Source organism: Paenibacillus sp. B01 (genome assembly GCF_009649995.1).
Classification (GTDB): Bacteria; Bacillota; Bacilli; order Paenibacillales; family Paenibacillaceae; genus Paenibacillus_O; species Paenibacillus_O pasadenensis.
This window is the reverse complement of record NZ_CP045802.1, coordinates 1,998,442-2,016,993: the sequence shown is the minus strand read 5'-3', so window position 1 is coordinate 2,016,993 and position 18,552 is coordinate 1,998,442. Positions and strand designations below refer to the sequence as shown.

Annotated in this window: 14 protein-coding genes; 3 read left to right on the top strand and 11 right to left on the bottom strand. The window is 64.8% G+C overall.

Annotation, left to right across the window (positions count from 1 at the left end):
• Window positions 1-94 precede the first annotated feature (94 nt).
• Window positions 95-1,099, bottom strand: a complete 1,005-nt coding sequence (locus tag GE073_RS08540) for a transglutaminase domain-containing protein (protein ID WP_153783251.1) — start codon at window positions 1,097-1,099, stop codon at window positions 95-97.
• 331 nt (window positions 1,100-1,430) lie between these two features.
• Here GE073_RS08540 and GE073_RS08535 point away from each other — a divergent pair, with 331 nt between their 5' ends.
• A complete protein-coding gene (locus GE073_RS08535; RefSeq protein ID WP_101808897.1) occupies window positions 1,431-1,685 on the top strand; it encodes a GlsB/YeaQ/YmgE family stress response membrane protein in 255 nt (84 codons plus the stop codon).
• Between the two features lie 123 nt (window positions 1,686-1,808).
• Here GE073_RS08535 and GE073_RS08530 read toward each other — a convergent pair whose 3' ends face one another.
• The 6 genes from GE073_RS08530 to GE073_RS08505 form a co-directional block, all read right to left on the bottom strand.
• Window positions 1,809-2,072 carry an HPr family phosphocarrier protein gene (locus GE073_RS08530; RefSeq protein WP_028597797.1) on the bottom strand — a complete coding sequence of 88 codons (264 nt, stop codon included), beginning with the start codon at window positions 2,070-2,072 and terminating at the stop codon, window positions 1,809-1,811.
• A gap of 2 nt (window positions 2,073-2,074) precedes the next feature.
• A complete protein-coding gene (ptsP, locus tag GE073_RS08525) occupies window positions 2,075-3,805 on the bottom strand; it encodes a phosphoenolpyruvate--protein phosphotransferase (protein WP_153783250.1) in 1,731 nt (576 codons plus the stop codon).
• Window positions 3,802-4,953 carry a mannitol-1-phosphate 5-dehydrogenase gene (locus GE073_RS08520; protein WP_153783249.1) on the bottom strand — a complete coding sequence of 384 codons (1,152 nt, stop codon included), beginning with the start codon at window positions 4,951-4,953 and terminating at the stop codon, window positions 3,802-3,804. Before GE073_RS08520 ends, ptsP begins: the two co-directional genes overlap by 4 nt.
• Window positions 4,950-5,381 (bottom strand): PTS mannitol transporter subunit IIA, encoded by a 432-nt coding sequence (locus GE073_RS08515; protein ID WP_043110974.1) that lies wholly within the window; start codon window positions 5,379-5,381, stop codon window positions 4,950-4,952. Before GE073_RS08515 ends, GE073_RS08520 begins: the two co-directional genes overlap by 4 nt.
• Before the next feature lie 17 nt (window positions 5,382-5,398).
• Complete coding sequence (locus GE073_RS08510; RefSeq protein ID WP_028597793.1) at window positions 5,399-7,537, bottom strand: BglG family transcription antiterminator; 2,139 nt, start codon at window positions 7,535-7,537, stop codon at window positions 5,399-5,401.
• Window positions 7,538-7,649: 112 nt separating this feature from the next.
• Window positions 7,650-9,104, bottom strand: a complete 1,455-nt coding sequence (locus tag GE073_RS08505; protein WP_153783248.1) for a PTS mannitol transporter subunit IIBC — start codon at window positions 9,102-9,104, stop codon at window positions 7,650-7,652.
• 268 nt (window positions 9,105-9,372) lie between these two features.
• Here GE073_RS08505 and GE073_RS08500 point away from each other — a divergent pair, with 268 nt between their 5' ends.
• Entirely contained in the window at window positions 9,373-10,551 is a 1,179-nt protein-coding gene (locus GE073_RS08500; RefSeq protein WP_153783247.1) for a M20 family metallopeptidase, read from the top strand.
• Between the two features lie 75 nt (window positions 10,552-10,626).
• Here the strand turns inward: GE073_RS08500 and GE073_RS08495 are convergent, their stop codons facing one another.
• A complete protein-coding gene (locus GE073_RS08495) occupies window positions 10,627-11,706 on the bottom strand; it encodes a Gfo/Idh/MocA family protein (protein ID WP_028597790.1) in 1,080 nt (359 codons plus the stop codon).
• 172 nt (window positions 11,707-11,878) lie between these two features.
• On the opposite strand from GE073_RS08495, the gene GE073_RS08490 reads away from it, so the two are divergent.
• A complete protein-coding gene (locus GE073_RS08490; RefSeq protein ID WP_028597789.1) occupies window positions 11,879-12,748 on the top strand; it encodes a helix-turn-helix domain-containing protein in 870 nt (289 codons plus the stop codon).
• Window positions 12,749-12,993: 245 nt separating this feature from the next.
• Here GE073_RS08490 and GE073_RS08485 read toward each other — a convergent pair whose 3' ends face one another.
• The 3 genes from GE073_RS08485 to GE073_RS08475 all read right to left on the bottom strand — a co-directional run bounded on the left by GE073_RS08485 (window position 12,994) and on the right by GE073_RS08475 (window position 18,456).
• On the bottom strand, window positions 12,994-13,710 hold the full coding sequence (locus GE073_RS08485; protein WP_028597788.1) for a response regulator transcription factor: 717 nt from the start codon (window positions 13,708-13,710) through the stop codon (window positions 12,994-12,996).
• Between the two features lie 106 nt (window positions 13,711-13,816).
• Window positions 13,817-15,607 carry a two-component system histidine kinase PnpS gene (gene pnpS / locus GE073_RS08480; protein WP_153783246.1) on the bottom strand — a complete coding sequence of 597 codons (1,791 nt, stop codon included), beginning with the start codon at window positions 15,605-15,607 and terminating at the stop codon, window positions 13,817-13,819.
• Between the two features lie 1,223 nt (window positions 15,608-16,830).
• Window positions 16,831-18,456 (bottom strand): glycoside hydrolase family 3 protein, encoded by a 1,626-nt coding sequence (locus GE073_RS08475; protein ID WP_228551375.1) that lies wholly within the window; start codon window positions 18,454-18,456, stop codon window positions 16,831-16,833.
• Window positions 18,457-18,552: the final 96 nt, after the last annotated feature.

The following is an 18,552-nucleotide window of genomic DNA, read 5'->3' as shown; positions in this document are numbered from 1 at the left end:
CGCATCCTCCTCATGCGTCCATCTTACCATTCCGTCCAACAAAGGGAAAGCGTTTGACGAACTTCGAGGCGGCTCGCGCCCGCCTCTCGACCGGTCAACGGCCGGCGGCGGGGTATGCCGAGCGGTCCCAGCTGTGGTCGGCCGCCATGGCGGCGTCGGAGCGGAGGAAATAGGCGAGCTTGCTTTTGCCCGCTCCGGGATCGTCCAGCGTCGCGTCCAGATGCTGCCAGACGCCGTCCAGGCGGACCATGTTCCAAAGATGAAGATCGCCCTTGGACTTGCCGTACACGATGCGGCTCTCGTAGCCGGCCGCCTGCAGCAAGCGATGAAGCATGAGCGCATAGCCCTGACAGACCGTTCCGTTCTTGCCGTACAGTCCCGCATATGCGGAATGCTCCTCCAGCGTGCGGTCATAGCGGAACCGGTCCATCACCCATTCATAGATCGCCAGCGTCTGCTCGCGGCCTTCCTTCTTGCGGGCAATGGCCGGCGACTGGACGGCCTTGCGCGCTTCTTCGTTGACGGCCTCGGTCTGCTCGAACGTCTCCCAATAGGACATGCGATAGTCGATCGTCGCGGAGTAGGCCGTGCTTGTCCAGTTCCAGGTCATCTTTTTGAGGACAAAGCGCAGGTCGTCATCCTTGGCGCCGACCGCCTTGAACACCTGCTGCAGCTTCTGGTCCAGCGATTCCGTGCTGCCGCGGTACAGGACCGTCGCCCGCTCGCCGTATCCGTCCTTCATGACGCCGTAGATCAGCTCCGCGATCTCCTCGAACGTCGCAGCCTCGAGGACAGGGGCGGCGTCAGGCGCGGCGACGGCCGCTGCCGGCCGGGCCGTCGCGACGGCAGGATCGGCCGCGTAGGCGGCATCGGCCTTGCCGGCGCCGATCCTTCCCTTCGCCGCTTTCGCGATCGGCGCATCCGCCGCCGCAGCGGCCGGCAGCGCCGCGCCGAGCAGCAGGCTCGCGGACAGGATGGCGGTCAGCGCACGCCTGCCCGTACGCCGGAACGGCTTCCTTCCGTTCCGCCGCCTTGCCTTGCGGCTTCCGTCCTCCATTGCCGCTGACTGAGCTTCGCCGCCGATTCCACGTCCGATCATATCCGATTCCTCCCTTTCACCCGCGCCACATTTCGATATAAGACTAACGAACGATCAATATATCGTTTTGTAGTTCTTATGGCACGGGTATTTAGTTAGGTATTTCTTCGGATCGAATCAGGATTTATTGAATATCCGCCAAATGAATTAGTTCTATAGAACTATTTATGCAGATCGCGCTTCCCTTATAAATAAAGGCGGCTGCGTGCGGACATCCTAAGCGAAACAGGATCCGGGCTGCGGACAAGGTGATTGGAGCGCTGCCGGCACGGTTACTTAATAGCATGAGCGAGACCAAAAAATACGAAACGACTAAGGGAGGAAACACATCATGGCATGGTTATGGGCACTTATCGTCGGCGGCATCATCGGTTGGCTGGCTGGCATGCTCGTCGGACGCGACGTTCCGGGAGGCATCATCGGCAACATCATCGCCGGCTTCGTCGGCGCTTGGCTCGGCGCGCTGCTGCTTGGCGAATGGGGTCCGGTCGTAGGCGGGTTCTTCTTCATCCCGGCGCTGATCGGAGCCATCGTGCTGGTCGCGATCGTCAGCCTCATCCTCGGCAGCATGCGCCGCGCCCGCTAACACTGGCCGCGCGGCCGTCTGGCCGGACTCGCGCAAGGCTAGGCGCGCCAGACGCAAAGAAGCCGTTTCCCCAATCGGGGAAGCGGCTTCTTTTTGCGTGCGCGCTTGCAGCGGTCCAGCGAATTATTCCTCGTAAATTTTCGTCAGCATCTCGCCGAGCTCGCGGAGCGCCTGCTCTTCCTGTTCGCCTTCGGTTTCGAGGCGGATCTCGCTGCCGGCGGAAATGCCCAGCGTCAGCAGGCCGAGCGAGCTTTTGCCGTTGGCCTTTTTCTCGCCTTTGTACAGCGTCACCTTGCACGGGAACGCATTCGCCTTCTCGACGAACAGCTTGCTCGGACGGGCATGGAAGCCCTGCGGGTGAATGACGGTGAATGTACCGGATGCCATGATTATGCTTCACTCCTTGCGGTATAGTGGCGGACGAGCTTCAGCACCTCGTCCTGGGACTCGAGCTCCAGCGCTTGGCGGGCCAGCTCCGCGCAGTCGGCGCGGGACAGGCGGGAGATCTGCTCGCGGGCGGACAGCACGGTGGACGCGCTCATGCTGAATTCATGCAGGCCGAGGCCGAGCAGCAGCGGGATCGCGTCGGGATCGCCGGCCATCTCGCCGCACATGCCGGTCCAGCGGCCATGGCGCTCCGAGGCGCGGATGACCATCTCGACGAGGCGCAGGATCGACGGATGATGCGGCTGGTACAGATAGGCGACCGATTCGTTCATGCGGTCGGCGGCCATCGTGTACTGGATCAGATCGTTCGTGCCGATGCTGAAAAAGTCCGCTTCGCGGGCCAGCGCGTCGGCATTCAGCGCCGCGGCCGGAATCTCGATCATGAGACCGACCTCGATCCCGCTCGATACGGCGACGCCGTCCCGCTCCAGCTTGGCGCGCTCCTCGGCGAGGATGCGCTTGGCGTCGCGGAGCTCCGAAGCGACCGCGATCATCGGGAACATGATCGCCAGGCGGCCGTAGGCGCTGGCCCGCAGCAGCGCGCGCAGCTGCACGCGCAGCAGCTCCTCCTCGGCCAAGCAGAGGCGGATCGCCCGCCGGCCGAGGAACGGATTGCTCTCCTTGGGCAGATCGAGGTAAGGCAGCTCCTTGTCGCCGCCGATATCGAGCGTGCGGATGACGACGCGCTTGCCTTGCATCTTTTCCAGCACATGGCGGTAGACGGAGAACTGCTCCTCCTCGGTCGGCAGCGAGCTGCGTCCCATATAAAGGAATTCCGTGCGGAACAGGCCGATCGCGTCCGCCCCGCTCTCCAGCACCTTGGCCACATCGGCGACGCTGCCGATATTGGCGGCCAGCTCGACCTCGTGGCCGTCGGCGGAAAACGACGGACGGTCGACGAAGCCGCGCAGCCGCGCCATCTTCTCCTCGTACTCGCGCTTGAGCAGCCGATAGCGCTCCAGCTCCTCGGCGGAAGGATCGACGAGCACGACGCCTTCGACCGCATCGAGCACGAGCATCGTGCCGGTCTCGATGCGGCCGGCCTCGCGGCCGGCGCCGACGATCGCCGGCAGCTCGAGCGAGCGCGCCATGATGGCGGAGTGCGACGTGCGGCTGCCGACTTCGGTCAGGAAGCCCTTCACATAGTCGAGATCCAGCTGCGCCGTATCGGACGGCGTCAAATCCTCGGCGACGAGGATCGTCTCCTCGCTGAGGCCGGACATCGTGCCGCCGTCGCGGCCTTCGAGGATGCGGACGACCCGACCCGCGACGTCGCCGACATCCGCCGCGCGCTCGCGCAGCAGCTCGTCGTCCATCGAGCGGAGCAGCTCGGCGATGCCGGCAGCCACTTCATGGAGCGCCGATTCGGCGTTGATGCGCTCGTCCCGGATTTTGTCCTCGGCCGCTTCGATCAGCTCCGGATCGTCCAGCAGAAACAGATGCGCCTCGAAAATCTCGGCCTTCTGCTCGCCCATCCGCTCCAGCGTCGAGCGGCGGATCGCCTCGATCGCCTCTTTCGCCTCGGCGACGGCCGCCTTCAGGCGAGCCGCTTCCGCCTCGGAATCGGCGACGGCGCGCCGCTCCGGGATCGCCGCGGCCGGCTCCAGCCGCAGCGCCTTGGCGATGGCGATGCCCGGCGATGCCGCCGTGCCTTTCCATGCGATTGTCGTCATGATGCTTGCGCCTCCTGTTCGTAGCTCGCAGCCGCAGCCGCGAGGAGAGGATGGCCGGCGTCGAGGCCGCTCGCCTGCGCCAGCGCGCCGGCCGGGCCGAGCTCGCGCAGCGCCTGCTGCAGCTGCACCGCCTCGGGATCGCCGGCGACATCGAAGCGCAGCGCAAGGCCCATCGCCTCGGCGAGCCGATCCGCCGGCAGGCCGAGCGCGAGCGCGAGCAGCGCCGGCCGGACGAGCCGGTCCTCGCGGGACAGCTTGCGCAGCGGCGAGCGGCCGACGCGCTCGACCTCGTCCGTCAGATGCGGGTTGCGGAAGCGGCCGAGAATCGTCTCGACATAGGCTTCATGCTCCGCCGGGTCGAAGCCGTAGCTGCGGACGAGCATGTCGCCCGTCTCCCGCAGCACGGCGCGCACGAACGCGGCAACCTCTTCATCCTGCATCGACTGCTGGATCGTGGCGAAGCCTTTTGCATAACCGGCGTAGGCCGCCGAGCAATGGCCCGTGTTGACCGTGAACAGCTTGCGTTCGATGTACGGCGCCAGAGCGTCGACATAGCGGACGCCGGGGATCTCCGCTGCGCCGGGCAGCAGCTGCGAGCGGTCGACGACCCACTCGTAGAACGGCTCGACCGTCACCGCGAGCACATCCTCGTGATGCTGGATCGGCACGATCCGGTCGACCGCCGAGTCCGGAAAAGCGGTGCAGGCGGCAAGCGCCTCGCGCTCTTCGCCGCTCAGCCGCTCCATGACCTGCTGCTTGAGGATGGAGCTGGCGCCGATCGCGTTCTCGCAGGCGATCAGCTGCAGCGGAGCTGCGCCCCGCTCCAAGCGGAGCCTCAGCCCTGCGGCGATGCCGGGGGCGATATGCCGCAGCACGCCGACGCCGACGGCCGTCGTGACGAGGTCGGCCTCCGCGACCGCCTCCGCGACCGCCTGCGGGTCGCGGCCGTCGATTGCGCTCACGCCGCCGACGCGGAACTGCCGGCCCTCCTCCTCGGCCAGCGTCACCGTGTACTCGCCTCGGCGCTGCAGCTCGCGGACGAGCGGCTCGTTCACGTCGGAGAAGACGACCTCGTAGCCGGCTTGCGAGAGCAGGAGGCCGATGAAGCCGCGGCCGATGTTGCCCGCTCCGAAGTGGACCGCCTTCATTCTTCCATCCCGCTTTCGAAGATGTCGATGATCTCCTGGGCGCTTCGGGCCGTGCGGATGCGCTCCATGCTCTCTTCCTCGGAGCACACCATCGCGACGCTCGTCAGGATGTCCATATGCTCGCCGCCCTGCGCGGCGATGCCGACGACGAGCACGGCCGGCTCGTCGCCGCCGAAGTCGACGCCGCCCGGAATTTGCAGCACCGACAGCCCCGTGGAGCGGATGAGCGCCTTCGCCTCGTTCGTGCCGTGCGGGATCGCGAGTCCGCTGCCCATGTAGGTGGACAGCGCCTGCTCGCGCTCGACCATCTTCTCCACATAATCGGCATCGGCATGGCCGGCGTCGACGAGCAGCTGGCCCGCCAAACGAACGGCCTCCCATTTGTCCTTGACGGCTACGTTCAGTCGGATGAGTTCAGATTTCAGCATGTGGGTCAAGCACTCCTTTATTCTCTTTCTAATTTATGATTCAGATACGCCTTCAAATGGACGGCCAGATCGGCGCGGATGCGGTTTTCGCGTCCTGCCGCCAGCACCTCGATCATCTCGCTGTCCAGCAAGGAGGCGCTGATCTCGCTCAGCACCTCGAGGCTCTCGCGCGCCAGCGCCAGCGGCGCCAGCATGAGCAGGAACCTGCGCAGCGCCGGCGCGTCCGGATCCGGATCGAGCCGCAGCGGCTGCTCAAGCTCGAACAGCGCGAGCAGCGGCCGGGAAACGTTCCCGCTGCGCGTATGGAACAGGGCGAGATCGGTGCCGGGAAGCATCTGCGTGCCATGCGCCTCCCGCTCGATCAGGCGGTCGACGACTTCTTCCGCGTCGCGCACCGATGCGGCAAGCTCCGGACGGCGGCAAGCCTCCAGCAGCATCGGCCGCAGGCTGGCGGACGCCGTCCGCAGCTGCAGCACGCGAAAGTCCTCCAGCAGCCGCGCGCACTCCGCGGCCGCTCGGCTGACCGAGAGCAGCGACTGCTCCGGCCCGCGGCCGTCTGCGGGTCCGTCTGCGGGCTGCGGCTGAGGCGCGGCGAGCGTGGCGTCGAACGGCCCTGTCTCCGCTCCGTCCTGAAGGGCCGGCTCGCCGGATTCCTTCTCGCGCGGACGAGAGCGGATGAACTCGCGCAGCCGCTGCGCCTCCCCGGAATCGAGCAGCGGACTGAGCTTGATGTAGCGGCTCGCCGCGATCGGCAGGTCGACGGTGCTGATGATGATGTCATAGGCCGACGGCGGGATTCGGCTCGCCTCGTACCAGGAGGCTTGCTGGACGAGGTCCAGCTGCGGGAACTCCTTGCCGAGGCGGGTCGCCAGCATGCGCGAGGAGCCGATGCCGCTCGTGCAGACGATGATCGCCCGCAGCGGCTGGCTCAGCTGCTGGCGGCGCTCCAGGCTCGCTCCGAAATGCATGACGAGGAACGCGATCTCTTCCTCCGGCACGGTCCAGTTGCGCAGCGCCGCATCGCTTGCCGCCCGCACCTGCGCGAACAGCTCGGCGTAATCCTTGCGCACCGCCTCCAGCAGCGGATTGCGGATGCGCTGGCCGGCGGCGATCCGCTCGAGAGCGGCCTTCAGATGGGCATACAGGCCGTCCCGCAGCGAGCGGTCGGACTCGTAGTCCCCGCCGCCGATCTCGTCCATGCGGCGGATGAGCTGACGGACGATCGTCGCAAGCTCCAGATCCTCCGCCGGCAGCGGACCGGCGGACCGGCGCGCCGCCCGTTCGAGCAGCAGCTGCGCATAGTGGCGCTCCGACTCTCCGTAGGTCAAGCCCGTCTCTTCCTGCAGCAGGTCGCATAGCCGCTCCGTCTCCGGAGCCGGGCGCCGATAGTAGCCGCGCAGCTCCTCCAGCTCGGACAGCGGCGCGACATGGCCGCGGCCGATGCGCTCGGCGGCGATCGCCAGCCGGACGAGCAGGTCGGTATACGCCTGCTCGCTCAGCGGATGGTCGTCCTGCTCTTCTTCCCAGCGCCAGAGCACGTCCTCGATCTCGGGCATGCGGGAAGTGCCGGACAAGTCGGCGATGCTCTCGTCGATCGGATGCCGCAGCCGCTCCTCGTCCAGCGACAGCAGCGCCAGATCGTCAAGCCTCAGCCGCTGCAGCGCTCGGACCGCATCGCGGCGGGCCGTTTCGGCGCCGGCCAGCTCGATGCCGTAGCCGCGGCGGCGCACGAGCTCCAGCCGGTTCGCCGCGATCCACGCCTCCAGATCGTCGAGGTCGGCGCTGACGGTCGGCACGGTCACCTTCATCTCGGACGCCAGCCCGAACAGCTTGATCGGCTCGGCGCTGCCGAGCAGCCGGGCGAGCAGATGCAGCTGCCGCTCTTCGGCGGAAAACTCCGCCTCCTCCGGCGCGTCCAGCTCGCGCTTCAGCCGGAGGAGGCGTTCTTCGTCCGCTTCGAGCCGCAGGCCGGAGCCTGCCTTGCGCAGCAGCCGCGCGCCTTTGCGATGCAGATAGCCCTCGAGCGCGTCGAGCTCCCGATGCACCGTGCGCGAGCTGACCTGGATGCGGCGGGCGATCTCGGCGACGGTGATGTCATCGGCATCGGAATGAAGCAGCAGATCGAGCATGCGTCTCATGCGATGCGTCAGCTCCATGCGTCCCTCCTCCTCCTCGCTTCTGCTTTTCGGACAAAATGCCGGAAAGACGCCATGGATGCCGGGAGCTCGCGGCTCCGGCATCCATCCGTCTTGTCAGGTCAAGCGCGAATCACGGCTTCAGGCGTTCCGCCAGCTTGTCGTATTCCGGGCTCTTGAGGAAATTGTCGATGGAAACATGCTCCGCTGCGGGAACGACCGAGCGGGCGCGGTCCGTCAGCGTATGATGCGTGATGACGACGTCGGCGTCGGACGGAAGGTCGCTGATCGCCGTGTTCGTCACCTCGACATCGGAGCCGATCGACTTGAGCTTCTTGCGCAGCATCGAAGCTCCCATCGCGCTCGAGCCCATGCCGGCATCGCAGGCGAAGACGATTTTGCGGATGTCCGAGCCTGCCTTCGTTTCAGACGCGGAAGCAATGATCGAGGCCGATGCGCCCGCAGCCGCTCCGGCAGCCGGCGTCATGCCTTGCGCCTTCATGTCCTTCATGCGCTGCGCCGCTTCCTCCAGCGACTCCTCGTCGTCCTTCTGCTTGGAGGTCTTGAGCAGCAGCGCTGCGATCAGGAAGGAGACGACCGCCGAGGTGAGCACGCCGCTCAGCACCTGCAGGATCTCGCCGCGCGGAGCCATCGCGAGGTACGCGATGATGCTGCCGGGAGACGGCGGTCCGACAAGGCCTGCGCCGACGATCGAGAACGTCAGCGTGCCGGTGACGCCGCCCGCGATGACCGCGAGCAGCAGGCGCGGATTCATGAGGATGTACGGGAAGTAGATCTCATGGATGCCGCCGAAGAAGTGGATGATCGCCGCTCCCGGAGCCGACTGGCGGGCGGAGCCGCGGCCGACGATCATGTAGGCGAGCAGGATGCCGAGGCCCGGTCCCGGGTTCGACTCCAGCATGAACAGGATCGACTTGCCGGCGCTCGCCGCTTGCTCGATGGCGATCGGGCTCAGCACGCCGTGGTTGATGGCGTTGTTGAGGAACAGCACCTTGGCCGGCTCGATCAGAATGTTGACGAGCGGGATGAGGTGATGGGCGACGAGGAAGTCGACGCCGGCGGAAAGCACGTTCGTCACCGCTTCGATCGCACGGCCGATCAGCGAGTAGGCGACCAGCGCGAGCGCGCCGCCGATGATGCCGAGCGAGAAGTTGTTGACGAGCATCTCGAAGCCCGAGCGGACCTTGCCTTCGATCGCCTCGTCGAACTTCTTGAGCACCCAGGCCGCGGCCGGGCCGACGATCATCGCGCCGAGGAACATCGGGATGTCCGCGCCGACGATGACGCCCATCGTCGCCAGGGCGCCGATGACGCCGCCGCGCTGCTTGTGGATCATCGTACCGCCGGTATAGCCGATCAAGAGCGGCAGCAGGTAGGTGATCATCGGACCGACGAGCTTGGCGAAGTATTCGTTCGGCCACCAGCCGGTCGGGATGAAGAGCGCGGTGATCAGGCCCCAGGCGATGAATGCGCCGATATTGGGCATGACCATGCCGCTGAGAAAGCGTCCGAACTTCTGCACGCCTACGCGTGCGCCTCCGGATGCGGATTTGGTGGATTGCGCCACAGTGGATTCCTCCTCGAGTTGACTTACCGAAGGAGCCCTGCGCGCTAGGCCCTTCGTTCTGGTTCATTCTATGCTACGAAACGCAAGCTCTCAATAAAATGAAAACGCTATCTTGTCATCAATGCTCCTGCCATTTCTTTAAAAGGGAACAAAGGCGCCCTAAAAAGGGGGCTTCGGCCACTGGACGCGCCTCCACCCGCCATCCTGCGGTATACTGGAGGAATGATGGCTTCGCCATCCTACATTGTCTGTTTCGGGAGGAATCGCTATGCCTGATTTCGCGTCTATTTTCCAAGCGGCCGCAGAACGCAGCGGACAAGGCTGGAAGCAGCTGTCGAGGGCGATCGGGGAACGTCCGGAGCTCGGCCATGAAGAGTTCTACGCCTCGGCGCAGCTCGCGGACGAGCTGGAGAGGCAAGGCTTCGACGTGAAGCGCGGCGTGCTCGGCCTGCCAACGGCGTTCGTGGCGGAGTACGATACCGGCCGGCCCGGCCCGGTGGCCGGACTGCTGTGCGAGTACGACGCCCTGCCGGACATCGGGCATGCATGCGGGCATCATCTGATCGGCGTCATGGGCGTCGCCGCCGCCGCGCTGCTGAAGGAAGCGCTCGACGCATGCGGCATCGGCGGACGCATCCGCGTGTACGGCACGCCGGCCGAGGAGACGCGCGGCGCGAAGGTCACGATGAGCGAGGCCGGCTGGTTCGACGACTGCGGCTTCGCGCTGATGGCGCATCCGTACCACTCGCATGAACGTTCGGGCCGCTCGCTGGCGATGCACGCGCTGCAGTTCGATTATTACGGCCGCACCGCCCACGCCGCCGCCAGCCCGCATCTCGGGGTGAACGCGCTCGACGCCGTGCTGCTGCTGTTCGGCTCCGTGAACGCCCTGCGCCAGCAGATGCGCAGCGATGCCCGCGTGCACGGCATCGTCAGCGAGGGCGGCCAGGCGCCCAACATCATCCCCGGCCATGCCGCGGCCCAGTTCTACGTGCGCGCGGCCGACAGCGCCTATCGCGACGAACTGACGGAGCGCGTGCGGGCCTGCGCGCAAGGCGCGGCGCTGCAGACCGGCTGCCGGCTCGAGATCACGCCGTTCGAGTTCAGCTACGACGAGCTGCGCACGAACGAAGCGCTGTCGGAGACGTACCAGCGGATGCTGCGTCTCGAGGGCGTGCCGGACGAGCAGGTGCTCTCGGGCAGCGACCACGGCTCGCTCGACCTCGGCAACGTTTCGCTGCGCTGCCCGGCGATCCATCCCTACCTCAAGGTCGTGGAGGAAAAGCTCGGGCTGCACACGGTCGAATTCCGCGATGCGGCCATGCGCGAGGAGGCGCTGGACGCGATGCTGGCCGGCGCGCGGCTGCTCGCGGCGACGGCGCTCGAGGTGATGGCGGACGAGTCGCTGTACCGGGCCGTCCGCGAGGAGTTCGAGAGCGGCCGATAGCCTGATCGGACCGTCATGAACGCCAAAGCCGGCTGCGGATTCGTTCCGCAGCCGGCTGTTGAGGTTTTTGGGGCTTTAGTCGAAGTAGACGGCCTTGCCCGTCTTGGACGACTCGTAGATCGCTTCGAGAATCTCGGAGACGACAAGCGCCTGCTCCGGCGTGACGACCGGTTCCGTATCGTTGATGACAGCCTGGATCCATGCGCGGGCCTCCAGCTCGCCCGGATCCTCGGAGGCGCCCTCGTAGAAGGCGACGCCGCCGCTGTTCAGCTCGATCTCCTTGACGTACAGGCGGGAGTTCTCCTCGCCGTTGAAGCGCAGGCCGCCCTTCATGTCGGCTCCGGCCTTCGTGCCGCTGAGCGACACCTTCGCCTCGTCGACTTCGAGCGAGTTGAGCGCCCAGCTCGACTCCAGCACGATCGAAGCGCCGTTCTCCATCGTGATCATCGCGAACGCCGAGTCCTCGACGGTGAACTTCGCCGGATCCCAAGGTCCCCAGGCATTGGCGGCGTTCTCGGTCTGCGACAGCTTGTGGTAGGCGCGTCCGAGCACGACCTTCGGCTTGTAGTTGTCCATCATCCACAGCGCCAGGTCGAGCGCATGCGTGCCGATGTCGATGAGCGGGCCTCCGCCTTGCTTCTCCTCGTCGAGGAAAACGCCCCAGGTCGGCACCGCGCGGCGGCGGATCGCATGGGCCTTGGCGAAGTAGACCTCGCCCAGCTCGTCACGGACGCAAGCGTCCTTCAGGTAGCGCGTATCGCCGCGGAAGCGGTTCTGGTAGCCGATCGTCAGCTTCTTGCCCGTGCGCTTCGCCGCTTCGAGCATGCGGCGGGCGTCGTCGGCCGTCTTTGCCATCGGCTTTTCGCACATGACATGCTTGCCCGCCTCCAGCGCGGCGATCGCGATGTCTGCGTGAGAGTCGTTCGGGGTGCATACATGCACGACCGCGATCGACGGATCGTTCAGCAGGTCATGGTAGTTTTCGTAGACGGCCGCCTCGCTGCTGCCGTACTTCGCTTTCGCTTCCTCGGCGCGGCCGCGCTCGATGTCGCAGAACGCCACCATTTCCGCTTCGCTTACTTTGGCCAGGGACGGCATATGCTTGCCATTGGCGATGCCGCCGCAGCCGATGATTCCAACACGTACTTTGGACATGTGTTCATTTCCTCCCGGTATCCTTAACGTGGATCGAAGTTGGTTTTTTAGGGGAACGCTTGAAGGCGCATGCTTCAAACACTAAAATAAGTATAAGAGAACCGATCGGCAAAAATAAAGCTTCTTTCTAGCGCTCGTTTTATGCGATCTTGGTATTGGAGGCCTCTCCCCCTTGGAAGTCTATAACGAAAAGGTCCTTTATGAAAACCCTCTTTTGTCGCTGCGCGTCTTTCGGTCGCAGCGCGACCATAACCTGCACATCAACTGGCATTATCACCGCGAGCTTGAGCTGCTGCTCGTCCTGAGCGGCAGCCTGGAGGTCCATGTCGAGGAGGAGCGCTTCGATCTCGCCGAAGGCGACGTCGCGATCATCGGCGCCAGCCAGCTGCACCGGGACCGGAGCAGCTCCGGCTCGCTCGACTATATCGTGCTGCAGTTCGACCTCGAGCAGTTTTTCGACCACAGCACGATGCCGTACATGCGCTTTTTCATGGAGACCAACCACCCGCTCAGCCAAGTGAACTACATCTTCCAGGAAAACTCCCATGTCAAGAACGAAATCGGGCAAACGGTTCGAGACATTCTTGCCGAGACGACCGTCAAGGAGATCGGCTACGAGCTTGCCGTCGGCATGCTCGTCAAGCGCATCCTGCTGCTGCTGCTGCGCAACGACAAGCGCAAGATCCTTTCCGACCAGGACGACTTCGACCGCCTCCGCTTGAAGCCCGTGCTGACGTTCGTCGAGCAGCATCTCACCGACCGCATCCAGGTCGAGGAAGTGTGCAAGCTGGCCAACATGAGCTATTATTATTTCGTCAAGTACTTCAAAAAAACCATCGGTCTGAGCTTCACCGAGTATGTCAATTACCGGAAGATCAAATGGGCCGAGCGCATCCTGCTGACGAAGGATCTGAGCATCTCCGAGGTCGGCGACCGGATCGGCATGCCGAACATGGCCCATTTCTACAAGATGTTCAAGAAGTACAACGACTGCTCGCCCAAGGAATTCCAGAAGAAGATGCTCGCTTGGGGACGCAGCTGACCGAAGCTTCGACGAATTGAAAAAGCTGTCTCGCCCGTTTCACGACGGGGAGGCAGCTTTTTTTGCGATCGTAGCGGCGCGGAGCAGGCTTGCGGCAGCCTCATTCCCCGAGGCGGCCAAGCCGGGCGGCCGGCCCAATTGCGGTCATGCCAAGCCTGCGGCCGGCCCGAAAGCGAGGCAGCCAAGCCCGGCGGCGGCCCGCCGGCGCAATCTCTATGCCAGCGCTCAGCGCTGCCCGCTCACGCTCAACCTGCGCCGACCTTTTTGGGAAGCACGAGCTTGTAGCCGACGCCGCGGATCGACTCGATGCAGACCGAATTGGCGCCTAGCTCGAGCTTTTTGCGGAGGGAGCTGACATGCACGTCGACGGTGCGCTGGCCGCCGATGTAGTCGAAGCCCCAGACGACATTCATCAGATCGTCGCGCGTGATGACCATGCCGGGCCGCTGGATGAGATACAGCAGCACCTCGAACTCCTTGGGCCGCAGCGGCACCTGCTCCCCGGCCAGGATGACCTCGTAGCGCTCGGGATAGATCGCGAGGTCTCCGGCTCGGATGACCTTGTCCTGCGGCTGCGCCGTATCGGCCACCGCATGGCCGGAGCGCCTCAGCACCGCCGAGACGCGGGCCAGCAGCTCGGCGACGCCGAACGGCTTGGTGATGTAGTCGTCGGCTCCATGCTTGAGGCCCTGGACGACCTCCTCCTCCGCCGTGCGCGCCGTCAGGATGATGACCGGCGTCTTGATCCCGCTCTGCCTCAGCTTGCCCAGCACCTCGAAGCCGTTCATCCCCGGCAGCATGATGTCGAGCATGATCAGGTCGAAGCTGCGCTGAATCGCCGCCTGCAGCCCTTCTCCTCCATGATCGCAGACCGTCACGTCGTAGCCTTCTTGCGTCAAGTTGTACGAGAGCAGCCTCGAAAGAGTGGGCTCATCCTCGATGACAAGCACTTTGTGCGACATGATCGTCAAACCTCCAGCCGTCCGGAACGGATGCCCGTTCTCGGTATTGTTATCTCTATCTTAACATGACAAGCCCTGCGGCGAGGCAAAAAGATCATTTTTCCCCCTATGGCTGAATGACCGGCAGCTCCAGGGTGAACGCCGTGCCGATGCCGACCGTGCTGTCGACCGTGATCATGCCCTTGTGCAGCTCCACGAGATGCTTCACAATCGACAGGCCGAGGCCGGTGCCCCCGCTGACGCGCGAGCGGGCCTTGTCCACCCGGTAAAACCGCTCGAAAATGCGCGGAAGATCTTTTTTCGGAATGCCGATGCCCGTGTCGCTGATGCGGATGCGCACGGCCTCCACGCCGTCGTCGCGAGTCGCGAGCGATGCGGAAAGCGTGACATGGCCGCCTTCGGGCGTATAGTTGATGCCGTTCTGCAGCAGGTTGATGATGATCTGGCGCAGCCGGTCCTCGTCCGCCTCGAGGAAGATGCCATCCGCGATCGACGATTCCAGCGCGATCCTTTTTTTGGCGGCCTCCGGCTCCATGACCTCAATCGAGCGGCGCAGGAACGCGGTCAGGTCGACCGGCGACAGCTGCAGCGGCACCCGCCTCGACTCCACCTTGGACAGCTCGAGGATGTCGCCGATGAGCCGGTTGAGCCGCTCGCTCTCGTCGTAGATGATCTGCATGAACTGCTGCGACATGACCGGATCGTGCACCGCGCCGCCGAGCAGCGTCTCGGCAAAGCCCTTGATCGCCGTCACCGGCGTCTTCAGCTCATGCGAGACGTTGGCGACGAACTCGCTGCGCATCCGCTCGAGGCGGCGGATCGCCGATACGTCATGCAGCACGAGCAGCGCTCCGCCGTAGCGGTCGTCGCTCGTATACACGGGGACGAGGTTGAGCTCCAGCAGCCTTTCCTCCGGGAAATAGAACGTGATCTCATCGTGCATCGGCTCCTGGTTGTCGATGCCCTGCTGGATGAACTGCGACAGCTCGTACTGCTGCTTGACCTCGCTGTAGTGCTTGCCGACCATCTCGCGATGCTCGAAGCCGAGCACCTCCTCCGCACGGCGGTTCAGCAGCACCATGCGGCCGTCGGGATGGATCATGACGATGCCGCTCGTCATGTTGTCGAGGACGCTGTAGAGCTGCGTCTCGTTCTCCTGGATGCGGTTCATCTGCACCTGCAGCCCTTCGGCCATGGCGTTGATCGCCGTGCCGAGCTCGCCGATCTCGTCCTTGCTGCGGATGTCGACCCGCACCGAGTAGTCCATCGCCTTGATGCGGCGCGCGGCGCCGGTAATCTGCTCGAGCGGCCGCGTCAGGCCGAGCGCGACCCGATAGCTGACGGCCGCCGACAGCAGGAAGAGCAGGATGAGGCCGCCGATGAGCACCGTCCATAGCTTGTTCACGCTGCTCTCCACCGATGCGAGGCTGTAGGACAGCCGGATCAGGTCGGACGGCAGCTGCCCGGGATCGGCGGCGACGGCGACGTAGAGCATGTTCTGCCGAACCGTCTCGCTGTGGCGGATCGCCCGGCCGGAGCCCTCGGCTTCCGCCTCGAGCACTTCCTTGCGCCCGCTGTGGTTGTCCATGGCGTTCGGGTCGGAGTCGGAGTCGCCGAGCACCTTGCCGTCCTTGCGGATGAATGTCACGCGCGCGCCGGTCAGCTCCTTGAACTCTCGCGCTCGCTGGCTGAAATACGCCTGCCCCTCGTCCGGCTTGTCCGCGAGGCTCCAGTCGAGGTGGGCGTTGATCACCTTCATCTCGCGGAGCATGCTTTCCTCGAGGGCGGAGATATGGTTGTCCTTATAGGTCTTGCCCATCAACAAGCCGGCTGCCGTGACCGACAGGCCGATCATGACGATCATGATCCACGTGAGGCGGACCCGAAAACGCTTCATGCCAAAATCTCCCCGCTGTCATCTGAATTCGTCCATTTATCGTACCTCCCGCGAGTCAAAGGCGCCATAGCAGTATTGTAAACTTTGTGTAAAATTTCATACGGCGGGAAATGCAGCCGAGATTGCATCGCTTCTCGGGAGGCGGAGCGGGAGGAGCGTATCGCTTCGCGGGGAGGCAGAGCGGGAGGAGCGTATCGCTTCGCGGAAATGGATGGCAGGACCGTACCGCTTCGCGGGACGGGGGCTCGTTCCGATCTCCCTGGAGCCCAGATTCCTTTGATCCCATTCCCCAGCAGGGGTGGAATCCGGCCTCCAAGGGAACCGCTGCCGCTTCTTCACGAGCTCCCCGCCCGCTTCGCTCCTGGTCCTTGATCATGCACCGCTTCGCGGGAAGGCTCCGCTCCTAAAAATGGACTCTCTCATACAAGACGCTCCGCTGACCGATGGCTTCCAATCCTCCGGCTGACTGTGCACCCAAGTTACTCGGTTTTTCCGCGTAACTCCGTCCGTTTCCCCTGCTGCGTGCCCGAGTTACTCGGTTTTTCCGCGTAACTCCGCCATTTCTCCCGCTGCACACCCGAGTTACTCGGTTTTTCCGCGCAACTCCGCCATTTCTCCTGCTGCATGCCCGATTTACTCGGTTTTTCCGCGCAACTCCGCCATTTCTCCTGCTGCATGCCCGATTTACTCGGTTTTTCCGCGCAACTCCGTCCGTTTCCCCTACTGCGTGCCCGAGTTACTCGGTTTTTCCGCGTAACTCCGCCCGGCCTTCCCCGATCGCCTTCCACCTAACTCGATTATTTCGACTTACTGGCCCGACTTCATGGCGTGGCCAAGCGCTGGGCGCAGCTAGGACTACCGTCTCCCAGGTATGCGGGAGACGGTCCACCCCCTATAAAAAGGGGGTGGAGGCGGGTTGCGGGACGAAGGGAGCGAAGCGAGACGATGCCTTTCGGAGAAGCGGCAGCGGTCCTCTTGGAAGACGGATGGCCTCCGCCTAGGAGGTCAGGGGATCAAGCCATCCGGCTTCCAGTGGAATCGGAGAAAGGCTCGGCTCGCGCTGCGGGCTGTTCGTCCCAGTCGGCTCGGCTCACGCTCCCAGTCGGCTCGGCCTGCGCTGCGGCCTGTTCGACTCCAGCCTTCGGCTCGCGCTGCGGCCTGTTCGTCCAATAAAAAAGTCCCTCCCGAAGGAAGGACTTTTTCACAAATCGGCTCCGCTCGGCCTACAGCCCGAACCCGAACGGATATGCCTCGCTCAGCGCCATCGGCAGCTTGCCCGACGGCGTAAGCTCGCCGGCCAGCGCCTTGGCCGCCGACCGCAGCGCCAGCGGGCGGCACTCGTACACGGCGAGGAACGCCTGCACCGACGGGAACCGGCCCAGGTCCAGCGGATTGCGGACCGAAACGGCGACCGTACGGTCGCTCGCCGCCGCCAGCAGCCGCTCCGCCAGCTCAAGCTCCTGCGGATGCTTGGAGGCGTCGTAGCTGACGAACACGATGCGGTCGAACGCTTCCAGCCCGTCCAGAGCCTGCGGGTCATCGTGGCGGCGCTCCTCGACGTTCGGCAGCAGCTTGGCCAGCCAGCTGCCGAGCGTGCCGTCGCCCGACAGCATCTCGTCGGCGACGGAGACGGCCTTGATCTCCGGCCACAGCACGAGCGTGCGTCCCTCGGCCGGCAGCGGCAGCAGGCCGCCCTCGTTTTTGACGAGCGTCACGGACGCCTCGCTCCAGCGCTCGGCGACGGCCCGGTTGTCCGCCGTGCCGATGCGCGGCGCGCTCTCTTCCCAGGAGGCGAGGGGCTCGCCGGCGCCGAGCTTCTCTTTCAAGCAAAGAATGCGGTCGAGCGACTGCTCCAGCCGCTCCTCGGACAAGCGGCCTTCCTCGACGGCCTGCACGACGGCGTCGATTCCGGCGAGCTGCTTGCCGATCGTATGGCTGATGAGCACGAGGTCGGCTCCTGCCTCGATCGCGCGCACGGAGCCTTCGCCAGGCCCGTACGTCTTGTCGATCGCGTCCATCTCCAGGCAGTCGGTGACGATGACGCGATCGTAGCCGAGCTCGCCGCGCAGCAGGCCGGTCAGCACCGGCTGCGACAGCGTGGACGGCACGCCGCTCGGGTCGAGCGCGGGCAGGCAGACATGCGCGGTCATGATGACGTCGGCGCCGGCCGCGATGGCGGCGCGGAACGGCGGCAGCTCGATCTCCTCGAGCCGCTGGCGGTCATGCGCGACGATCGGCAGCGCGTGATGCGAGTCGACGCTCGTATCGCCGTGGCCCGGGAAGTGCTTGACCGTGGCGGCCACTCCGGCCGACTGGAAGCCCTCGACAGCCGCCGAGCCGAGCTCGGACACGAGCTCCGGACGATCGCCGTAGGAGCGGACGTTGATGACCGGATTGTCGGGATTGTTGTTGACGTCGATGCAGGGCGCGAAGTTAAGGTTGACGCCGAGCAAGCGCAGCTCCTCGCCGCAGATGCGCGCCGTCTCGTAGGCGCCTTCGCGGGATGCCGCGGCGCCGAGCGCCATGTTGCCCGGCATGAGCGTCACGCCGTCGACGATGCGCGCCACCATGCCGCCCTCCTGGTCGATGCTCACGAGCAGCGGCGGACGTCCTGCCTCCGAGGCGGCCCGGTGCAGCTGCGAGGACAGCTCGTGCACCTGGCGGGCGTCGTCGATGTTGCGCGTGAAGTAGATGACGCCGCCGACGCCGTGCCGCTCGATGATGCCGAGAATATCGTCCGACGGCTGCTTGCCGTGGAAGCCGAAGACGAACAGCTGGGCCGCCTTTTCCCGCAGCGTCCACCCGTCATACGGTTTCGGCGCCAAATTGCGCGATTCAATCATAGACATGATTATTTCTTCCTACCCTTCTTCGAAAAATGATCGAAATAAAGTTCATCACGATTAATTGTACCAGCACTCGCGATCATAATCTAGGAAGAGTTA